Raw genomic sequence first — 2,433 nt, 5'->3', positions numbered from 1 at the left:
CGGACGCCGCGCGCCGTCACCGTCCGCCGGCCTTTCACCGCGCTGGGGTACGACCGCGGCGGCGCTGCTGCTCGTGGCGGTCGGCTGGTTCGTGGTGGAGTTGGTCACCGGAGGTCCCCGGATCGGGCTGGCCGAGCGGGTGGCCGCCGGAGCCGAGGCGCTCTGCCCGCTCGTGGTGGCGCTGACCGCAGGCGGGCGGGCCGCCGGTTTCCCGACGGCCCGCCGTGTGGTGCGTGTGGATCAGTAGACGGCCACGCCGTAGCGGCTCAGCACCTCGCCGACCGGCTGGAAGTACGTGGTGCCGCCGGAGGAGCAGTTGCCGCTGCCGCCGGAGGTGAGGCCCAGGGCGGTGCCGCCGCTGAACAGGGAGCCGCCGCTGTCGCCCGGCTCGGCGCAGACGTTGGTGCGGATCAGGCCGTAGACCGAACCCTCGGCGTAGTTCACCGTGGCGTTCAACGCGCTGACCGAGCCGCTGCGCAGGCCGGTGGTGCTACCGGAGCGCTGCACCGACTGGCCGACGTACGCACTGCCGGAACCGGTGATGTCCCGGTAGCTGCCGTTGTAGAGGTACACGTTGCCCGGCTGCGTGGTGGTCTGGTTGCTGTACCGGACGATGCCGTAGTCGTTGCCCGGGAAGCTGGTGCCGGACCGGGCGCCGAGGTAGGCGGTCTGGGCCGAGTTCGAGTACCAGCTCGACGAGATGTTCGTGCAGTGCCCGGCGGTGATGAAGTACTTCACGCCACTGCTGCTGCGAACGTTGAAGCCGAGCGAGCAGCGACCGCCACCGCCGGCGTAGATGGCCTGACCGCCGGAGATCCGGGTGCTCAGCACACCGGCCTCGGCCTCGATGCGGACCGCACCGCCGGTGCGGGCGGCGGCGGCCTTGACCCGCTCCAGCTTGGCGCCGGTGACGGTGCTGTCGACGGAGACGACGACCTGGTTGGTGGCCGGGTCGGTCCACCAGGCGGTGCCGGGGATCTTCGCGGAGCGCTCCAGCTCGGCGGTGGCGCGGTTCAGCTCGGTGGCGCCGCGCTTGACGATCTTCGGGGTGGCGCCGGCGGCGGCGACCTGGCGGGCGGCGAGGGCGTCGGTGACCGCGACGACCATTTTGCCGTTGGCGCCGGCGTACGTGCCGGCGGCGCGGTCGCCGAGGCGCTCGGCGAGGGTGGCGGCGGCGTCCGGCGAGGCGGCGGGGGCGGCCTGGGCCGGCGCACCGATGAGTCCACCGGCGACCAGGGTTCCGGCCGCCACGATCGTGGCGGCACGGCGGAACGTTGACCTCGTGGGTCGCATGTAACAACCTCCGAAAGAGGGGGCTACGGCCCGCGCCGGGGGTGGCGTAGGCCGGGGGTAACCCGGCCGAGCTGGGGGAACCGGTCGGGTGAAGTGAAGTATTCACATACTTAAGATCGTAGGCAAGACCCCTGTTTGCCCGAATTCACCCGAGGGCCACGTGTAACCGGTACGCAACATTGTGGACACAGAACGTGGTCTATACGCTCCGGTCACCGCGTATTCCGGTACTCGCGATCCGGAGGCAACCATGATCCTCGTCCGTCGCGCGCTGGCTACCCTCGCCGGCACCCTCGCCCTCGTCCTGCTCGCCGCCACCCCCGCCGTCGCCGACTCCGGCCCGCCACCGAACTCGATGGCGAGCCTCGGTGACTCCATCACCCGCGGCTTCAACGCCTGCGGGTGGTACGTCGACTGCACGTCGCGCTCGTTCAGCACCGGGGACTACTCCACGGTGAACAGTCACTACCTGCGTATCCGCGCGGTCAACCCGACCGTCAACGGCCGCAACTACAACGACGCCCGGTCGGGGGCGAAGTCCGCCGACATGTACGGCCAGGCCGGCACCGCGGTCAGCCAGGGCGTCGGGTACGTCACGATGCTGATCGGCGCGAACGACGCCTGCACCAGCTCGGAGTCGACGATGACCTCGGTGACCACCTTCCGGGCAAACATCGACTCCGCGCTCAACCGGCTCCGGACCGGCCTGCCCAACGCGAAGGTCTTCGTCATCAGCATCCCGGACATCCAGCGCCTCTGGTACGTCGGTCGGACCAGCTTCAGCGCCCGCTCCGCCTGGTCGACCTTCGGCATCTGCCAGTCCATGCTGGCCAACCCGACCTCCACCGCCCAGGCGGACGTCGACCGGCGCAACCGGGTCCGGCAGCGCGTGATCGACTTCAACACCCAGCTCGCGGCGGCCTGCGCGGCGTACGGCGCGAACTGCCTGTTCGACAACAACGCCGTCTTCGGCTATCCGTTCGCCCTGAGCCAGCTCTCCGGCTGGGACTACTTCCACCCGAACACCGGCGGGCAGCAGGTGCTGGCGAGCGTCTCGTACGCCGCCGGCTTCCGCTGGTAGGCGATCCCGTGACCGGCGCGCGGAGCTCCGGCGTCCGCGCGCCGCGTCCCCCGCGCCGG

At 70.9% G+C, this 2,433-nt stretch carries 2 protein-coding genes and 1 pseudogene; 2 read left to right on the top strand and 1 reads right to left on the bottom strand.

Features of this window, described 5'->3' with window-relative positions:
• Positions 1 to 247, top strand: a pseudogene (locus AB0I76_RS27715) (hypothetical protein); the annotation flags it as partial.
• Here the strand turns inward: AB0I76_RS27715 and AB0I76_RS27710 are convergent.
• Complete coding sequence (locus AB0I76_RS27710) at positions 241 to 1,293, bottom strand: S1 family peptidase (RefSeq protein WP_357041429.1); 1,053 nt, start codon at positions 1,291 to 1,293, stop codon at positions 241 to 243. The pseudogene AB0I76_RS27715 and the gene AB0I76_RS27710 sit on opposite strands and share 7 nt — an antisense overlap.
• A gap of 250 nt (positions 1,294 to 1,543) precedes the next feature.
• Here AB0I76_RS27710 and AB0I76_RS27705 point away from each other — a divergent pair, with 250 nt between their 5' ends.
• On the top strand, positions 1,544 to 2,374 hold the full coding sequence (locus AB0I76_RS27705) for an SGNH/GDSL hydrolase family protein (RefSeq protein ID WP_357041426.1): 831 nt from the start codon (positions 1,544 to 1,546) through the stop codon (positions 2,372 to 2,374).
• The last annotated feature ends 59 nt before the right edge of the window (positions 2,375 to 2,433 follow it).

This window comes from Micromonospora sp. NPDC049799 (assembly GCF_040656655.1).
Taxonomy (GTDB): Bacteria; Actinomycetota; Actinomycetes; order Mycobacteriales; family Micromonosporaceae; genus Micromonospora.
Note: the sequence above shows the minus strand (reverse complement) of the source record. Positions and strands in the feature narration are given on the sequence as shown.